Genomic DNA, 6,884 nt, shown 5'->3' on the forward strand with positions numbered 1-6,884 from the left:
GGTCAGGCATCATGCAGCAAGCGCCTGCATGCGCTTGCTGGGCCGGACGGCGCAAAGCGGTGCTTTGCGAAACCCCGTCCGGCCTGCCATGGATCAAAAAGAACAAGATGGTCGATCAGTCGAAGAATTAATAATTTTTCCTTAGTCGAAAGCAAAAAAAGGACGGCGTTGCTGTCCTTTTTTGCTTTCTTGACCGGACCTCGCACATTGTTTAGATTGTGGCATCAGCAGTCGCCCCATTTTTCTAGGAAATATGGCAACAAACACCATAGGCAGCAAATTCGGAAAACCTGACCGCGGCTGGCGCGAGCGCCTGTACACGATTATTTTCGAAGCCGATACCGAAGCAGGACGCCGCTTCGACACTGCCTTGCTGGTCATTATCGTCCTCAGCGTGGCGACGGTCATCATCGACAGCGTCGGCGCCGTGCGGGCGCGTGAATATGCGGTCCTGAATGTCCTCGAGTGGACCTTCACGGCCTTGTTCACCATCGAGTACGTGGTGCGCCTGCTGTGCGTCAAGCGGCCCTTGCGTTATGCCATGAGCCTGTTCGGCATCATCGACCTGCTGTCTATCCTGCCGACCTACCTGGCCATCCTGCTGCCGGAATTCCATTTCCTGATCGACGTCCGTCTGCTGCGCATGTTGCGCGTGTTCCGCGTGATGAAGCTGCCGCGCTACTTCGACGAGTCGCAGGTGCTGTGGCAGGCGCTGCGCAACAGCCGCCACAAGATCCTGGTGTTTCTCGGCGTGGTGCTGATCATGAGCGTGATCCTGGGCACCATCATGTATGTGATCGAAGGACCGGAAAACGGCTTTACCAGCATCCCGGTCGGCATGTACTGGTCGATCGTGACGCTGACCACCACCGGTTACGGCGATATCCATCCGAAGACGCCGATGGGACAGCTGATCACTTCCTGCGCCATGCTGCTGGGCTATGGCATCATTGCGCTGCCGACCGGCATTGTCGGCGTCGAGCTGGCGATGACCATGATGAAGGGAGTACCGACCACGCGCACCTGTACGCACTGCCTGACCGAGGGGCACGAAGCCGATTCGCTGTTCTGCAAGCATTGCGGCGAAAAGCTGGAGCCTTATCAGTATGACGCGGCTGCGGCCGGCGCCGACCCGTCCGCCAGCCTGGCGGATTTCAAGGCGCGCATGGCGCCCAATGTGCACCGCGATCCGCCTCAAAAATAAGGTCGCATTGCCGCTCGCCGGTTTTTGCGGCCTTGCGTTTGAATCTAACAACAGGCAACATTGTGAGCGAACTAAATTGACAGAATATAATCGAAGGGTGGTCTGTAATTCATAATCCTTGGAGCGCACTGTCTGTAGCGCTCCATTTTTTTCTTGGAGAAAAATATGTCGCGATCACGCAAATTGATGTTGTCGTCCCTGCTGGCTGCCACCGGTTTTGCCGCACACGCTCAGGCGCCTGCGCCGACGCTGTCCAGCGGCACCCTTGTGATCGTGCCGGCCTACGGCGAAGTCAAGCACGCCAATGACCAGGTCAGGATCACCTTTAACGTTGAAGAGCAGGACAAGGACAAGGCTGCCGCGGCGTCGCGCGTCAACGTCAAGATGAAGCAGGGCACCGATATCCTCAAGCGCCAGGATCCGCAGGCGATCCTGCAGACGCGCGGCTACTACACCTATCCGGTCTACCCGGAAGACCAGCCGCAGCCGCGCGGCAACGCCAACAAGCCGCGCCAGCCGACCGGATGGCGCGTCGGCCAGTACCTGGACGCCACCACCACCAATCTCAACAACCTGCCGAAAACCGTGGCGGCGGTGCAAAGCGTGATGGGCCTGAACGGCTTGTATTTCGGCTTGAGCGACGCCACCAGCAAGAAGCTGGACGACCAGCGTATCGCTGCCACCTACAAGAACCTGACTGAACGGATCGCTTCGATCGCCCATGCAATGGGTCGCAATCCTGCGGACGCTGTGCTGGACACCGTGGATTTCGAGGGTTCCGGCAACTATGCCCAGGAATCTTCAGCCGCACCGAAGGCCATGATGATGCGCGCTGCCTCTATGAACGATGCGGCGCCTGTGGAAGAGCCTAGCTTTGAGCCAGGCGAAACCACCCTGAACATGCGCGTGGTCGGCAAGGTCCGCTTCAAATGATGCGCTCCGCTGTCATTGGCCTGAGCCTGGCCGCCGCCGCATTGGCGCTGGCCGGCTGCAAGCCTTCGGCGCCGTCGCCGCAGATTTTCAAGGCCCAGACCGATGCGCTGGAAAAGGCCAAAGGGGTGGAGAAGCAGCTGCAGGATGCGCAAGACAGAAACCGCGCGGCGGAAGCGGAACAGGAGAAATAGACAGGGATAGGGGATTATCTGCCTATGTTTGTTGCAGGCCGGGTCAAGCTACGCTAGCCCGGCCTTTCATTTCGCACCAATCTGTCGATTTGTTGCGGTATTGTCAATTCCTCTCTGACTATATTTACTCACGTCAATAAAATCGAGCGAGAAGCTTGGTCTTTTTATACAATGCCGAAGATCATCTAGTATCATGCTGACGGCCTGCAGCGTTGATTCGGCTTCCTTATCCAGTACTGCATCAGGCGGCACGGCGGCTGGCATGGCTGGTTTCCAACCTGCGGTAGTCGTTATGCGGCAGTTACATTTATTTCCTGCTCGACTACGACTAGAATAGCCACGCTTTCAAATTTCCATCATTTACCAAAATAATCCGGAGTGCAGTTGAATAATTACCCCCATCCTATTATTGCCCGCGAGGGTTGGCCGTTTTTGGGCATCGCCTTTGCGGTCGCGCTGCTGATCACGTTTTTTTCCCTTGCATGGTCGCTGCCGTTCTGGATTATTGCCTTGTTCGTATTGCAATTCTTCCGTGATCCGGGCCGCGTGATCCCGCAAAATCCGGCGGCGGTGCTGTCGCCTGCGGACGGCCGTATCGTCGTGGTTGAAAAGACCATGGATCCTTACGCCAATCGCGAAGCCCTGAAAATCAGCGTCTTCATGAATGTCTTCAATGTTCATTCGAATCGCGCGCCGGTCGACGGCAAGATTGAAAAAGCAGAATATTTCCCGGGCAAGTTCGTCAATGCCGACCTCGACAAGGCGTCGGTTGAGAACGAGCGCAACGCCCTGGTGATTACTGCCGCCAACGGCCAGACCGTGACTTGCGTCCAGGTCGCCGGCCTGATTGCGCGCCGCATCCTTTGCTACGTCAAGGTCGCCGACGTCCTGGCGCGTGGCCAGCGCTACGGTTTTATCCGTTTCGGTTCGCGCGTCGATGTCTATCTGCCTTTGACGGCCACTCCCAAGGTTGCCGTCGGCGACAAGGTTTCCGCTACCGAGACCATCCTGGCCGAGTTTTAAACGCTGCGCCTTCAAGGCGCAGCTTGCAGAATTGTTTGCATAGTTGTTGTTTGTATGTATTGAGTTGATTGAAACGGAACTTACATGGCCACATTCAAGCGCCGTAAAGCGAAGAGTAACGTCGCACAGTTCCCCAAAGCGCTGCGCCCGTACAAGAATCCCGAACGCAGCGAATATCTGGACGAAGACGATATCAGCCCGCCGGCGCGGCGCCGGCGCGGCATCTACCTGCTGCCAAATGCATTCACCACGGCGGCTTTGTTTTGCGGTTTCTATGCCATCGTGATGGCCATGAACCTGCGCTTCGACCAGGCTTCCATCGCGATCTTCGTGGCGATGGTGCTGGACAGCCTCGACGGCCGGGTGGCGCGCCTGACCAATACCCAGAGTGAATTCGGCGCCCAGTACGACAGCCTGTCCGACATGGTGTCGTTCGGCGCCGCACCGGCGCTGGTGGTCTATGAATGGTCCTTGCGCGGCATGGGCAAGCTGGGCTGGCTGGCGGCTTTCGTCTATTGCGCCGGCGGCGCCTTGCGCCTGGCGCGCTTCAACACCAATATCGCGGTGGTGGATAAACGTTATTTCCAGGGCTTGCCTAGTCCTGCGGCAGCGGCATTGGTGGCCGGTTTTGTGTGGCTGATGGACGATCTCGGTTTCCAGGGCACATCGTTGAGCTGGGCGGCCTGGGCAATCACCTTGTACGCCGGCCTGACCATGGTCAGCAACGTGCCGTTCTACAGTTTCAAGGACATCAATCTGCGCAAGCCGATGCCCTTCATTGCGGCGTTCCTGGTGGTGCTGGCGCTGGTGGCGATTTTCAGCGATCCGTCAAAAGTGTTGTTCGGCCTGTTCGTGCTGTATGCCTTGTCGGGCTTCGGCGTGTATTTCTGGCGCTGGTTCAAGGGCAAGCCGGTCAGCATCGTGCAGACGGAACTAGAGCACGACGATAAGGACTAAGGTAATGCCTGTGAAATATTTGTAAGGTTAAATGTTGTTAAACCTTGTGTTGCAAGCGGCACGGTAGCGAGGCTAGTGGCATCATCCTTTTTCAACTGTTACTGGAGAAAAAAATGGGTTTACTTTCTTTTATCAAAGATGCCGGCGAAAAGCTGCTGGGACACAAGCCAGAAGAAGTGGCGGCAGCGCCGAATGTCGAAGAACTGCAGAATGCCGCAGCTGACGCAATCAAGACCTACGTCGGCACTCAAGGGATTGACACCAGCGGTCTGACGATCGCCTTCGATGCCGCCTCTTCCAGCGTCACCGCCAGCGGCGAAGCGCCGGACCAGGCAACCCGCGAGAAAATCATTTTGTGCTGCGGCAACGTCAAGGATGTCAAGGATGTCAACGATAACCTGACCGTTGCAGAAGCTGCCGACGAATCGCAATGGTATGACGTGGTCAGCGGCGACAACCTGTCGAAGATTTCCAAGCAATACTATGGCGATCCAAACAAGTACCAGGCGATTTTTGAAGCCAACAAGCCGATGCTGAAAAGCGTGGACTTGATTTACCCGGGCCAGAAGCTGCGCATTCCGCCGCTTGCCTGACCGCCGGCAACACCTGGCAGCCGCCCGCTTAACCCCGGGCGGCTTTTTTACGCCCGCAATCCGGTTAATTTAAACCGGAAGCCGCCAAAGCCTTTAAAATTAGAGGTTCACAAGACCAATCTGGAGCACAGCATGGCAGCCAACTCGCCCGAAAAACTGATCATCTTCGACACCACTTTGCGCGATGGCGAACAATCGCCCGGCGCCTCGATGACCAAGGATGAAAAGATCCGCATCGCCCGCCAGCTGGAGCGCATGAAAGTGGACGTGATCGAAGCCGGGTTTGCCGCCGCTTCACCCGGCGATTTCGAGGCGATCAGGGCGATCGCCGGCATCATCAAGGATTCCACGGTGTGTTCCTTGTCGCGCGCTAACGACAGGGACATTGCACGCGCAGCAGAGGCTCTGCAGCCGGCTGAACGCAAGCGCATCCATACCTTCCTGGCAACTTCGCCGCTGCACATGGAAAAAAAGCTGCGCATGACGCCGGACCAAGTGTTCGAGCAAGCCAAAAACGCGGTGCGCTTCGCCCGCAAGTTCACCGACGACGTCGAGTTCAGCCCGGAAGACGGCAGCCGTTCCGACATGGATTTCTTGTGCCGCGTGCTGGAAGCGGTGATTGCCGAGGGCGCCACCACCATCAATTTTGCCGATACCGTCGGTTACGGCGTGCCGGAACTGTATGGCCACATGCTGAAGACCTTGCGCGAGCGGATTCCGAATTCCGACAAGGCGATCTGGTCGGTGCATTGCCACAACGACCTGGGCATGGCGGTGGCCAATTCGCTGGCGGGTGTCATGATCGGCGGCGCGCGCCAGGTCGAGTGCACCATCAATGGCCTGGGCGAGCGGGCCGGCAATACGGCGCTGGAGGAAATCGTGATGGCGGTGCGGACGCGGCGCGATTACTTCAACCTGGATATCGGCATCGATACCACGCAAATCGTGCCGGCTTCCAAGCTGGTGTCGCAGATCACCGGCTTTGCGGTGCAGCCGAACAAGTCGGTGGTGGGGGCCAATGCCTTCGCGCATGCTTCGGGGATCCATCAGGATGGCGTGCTGAAGGCGCGCGACACCTATGAAATCATGCGGGCCGAGGATGTCGGCTGGAGCGCCAACAAGATCGTGCTGGGCAAGCTGTCTGGGCGCAACGCATTCAAGCAGCGGCTGGAGGAGCTGGGGATTGCGCTGGAGTCGGAGACCGAGGTGAATGCGGCGTTTGCGCGTTTCAAGGAGCTGGCGGATCGCAAGTCGGAGATTTTCGACGAGGATATCATCGGGCTGGTGTCGGAAGAGCAGCAGTCGCATGACCAGGAGTTTTATCGCTTCGTGTCCTTGTCGCAGCATTCTGAGACTGGCGAGAAGCCTAGCGCGCAGGTGGTGTTTTCGATCGATGGCAAGGAAGCGGCTTGCGCTGGCGAGGGCAACGGGCCGGTGGATGCGATTGTGAATGCGATCGAGACCAAGGTTGCGAGCGGGGCGGAGTTGTTGCTGTTCTCTGTGAATGCGATTACTACGGGTACGCAGTCGCAGGGTGAAGTGACCATGCGTTTGTCCAAGTCAGGGCGGATTGTCAACGGCGTTGGGGCTGACCTGGATATCGTGGTGGCATCGGCCAAGGCCTATCTGTCGGCGCTGAACAAGCTGCATTCCAAGTCCGAAAAACTGAATCCGCAGCTGTAGCAAGTCGGAAATTTCGCGCTGATGCAGTCAAATGGGGTCAGAGTTTTTTTTCGCGGTTCTTTGCGAAAATTACTCTGACCCCATTTGACGTTCTACGGAGTGAGTGCGGTGGCATGCTAAGAACGGTCTGCGGGTTGCTAAAACGTTTTCTACTCCGTGGATACAAGCCGGGAGCGGCCCGGCAGCCGCTCACTTTCTTTTGCTTCGCCAAAAGAAAGTAAGCAAAGAAAAGGCGACCGCAAAGCCATTGCCCTCCCTCCGGTCGGGTCCCCAAATCCGGCGCGCGCCAGCCGGGTGAGG

The 6,884-nt window shown here is 57.6% G+C and carries 8 protein-coding genes; 7 read left to right on the forward strand and 1 reads right to left on the reverse strand.

Features of this window, described 5'->3' with window-relative positions:
• The first annotated feature begins 253 nt into the window (after positions 1-253).
• From KHU30_RS24895 to KHU30_RS24905, 3 genes are all read left to right on the forward strand, one after another.
• Positions 254-1,204 carry an ion transporter gene (locus KHU30_RS24895; RefSeq protein WP_211445279.1) on the forward strand — a complete coding sequence of 317 codons (951 nt, stop codon included), beginning with the start codon at positions 254-256 and terminating at the stop codon, positions 1,202-1,204.
• A 165-nt stretch (positions 1,205-1,369) separates the two neighbouring features.
• Positions 1,370-2,137, forward strand: a complete 768-nt coding sequence (locus KHU30_RS24900; protein WP_211445280.1) for an SIMPL domain-containing protein — start codon at positions 1,370-1,372, stop codon at positions 2,135-2,137.
• Positions 2,134-2,328 carry a hypothetical protein gene (locus KHU30_RS24905; protein ID WP_211445281.1) on the forward strand — a complete coding sequence of 65 codons (195 nt, stop codon included), beginning with the start codon at positions 2,134-2,136 and terminating at the stop codon, positions 2,326-2,328. The genes KHU30_RS24900 and KHU30_RS24905 overlap by 4 nt, the downstream gene beginning before the upstream one ends.
• 66 nt (positions 2,329-2,394) lie before the next feature.
• Here the strand turns inward: KHU30_RS24905 and KHU30_RS24910 are convergent, their stop codons facing one another.
• Positions 2,395-2,592, reverse strand: a complete 198-nt coding sequence (locus KHU30_RS24910; RefSeq protein ID WP_211445282.1) for a hypothetical protein — start codon at positions 2,590-2,592, stop codon at positions 2,395-2,397.
• A 114-nt stretch (positions 2,593-2,706) separates the two neighbouring features.
• Here KHU30_RS24910 and KHU30_RS24915 point away from each other — a divergent pair, with 114 nt between their 5' ends.
• The 4 genes from KHU30_RS24915 to KHU30_RS24930 all read left to right on the forward strand — a co-directional run bounded on the left by KHU30_RS24915 (position 2,707) and on the right by KHU30_RS24930 (position 6,584).
• Complete coding sequence (locus KHU30_RS24915) at positions 2,707-3,351, forward strand: phosphatidylserine decarboxylase (protein WP_211445283.1); 645 nt, start codon at positions 2,707-2,709, stop codon at positions 3,349-3,351.
• 84 nt (positions 3,352-3,435) lie between these two features.
• Positions 3,436-4,308, forward strand: coding sequence for a CDP-diacylglycerol--serine O-phosphatidyltransferase (gene pssA, locus KHU30_RS24920; RefSeq protein WP_211445284.1), 873 nt, complete (start codon positions 3,436-3,438; stop codon positions 4,306-4,308).
• Positions 4,309-4,421: 113 nt separating this feature from the next.
• Positions 4,422-4,901, forward strand: coding sequence for a peptidoglycan-binding protein LysM (gene lysM / locus KHU30_RS24925; RefSeq protein ID WP_211445285.1), 480 nt, complete (start codon positions 4,422-4,424; stop codon positions 4,899-4,901).
• 132 nt (positions 4,902-5,033) lie between these two features.
• Positions 5,034-6,584, forward strand: a complete 1,551-nt coding sequence (locus tag KHU30_RS24930) for a 2-isopropylmalate synthase (RefSeq protein WP_211445286.1) — start codon at positions 5,034-5,036, stop codon at positions 6,582-6,584.
• Positions 6,585-6,884 lie beyond the last annotated feature (300 nt).

The organism is Collimonas humicola, assembly GCF_018304945.1.
Classification (GTDB): domain Bacteria; phylum Pseudomonadota; class Gammaproteobacteria; order Burkholderiales; family Burkholderiaceae_D; genus Collimonas; species Collimonas humicola.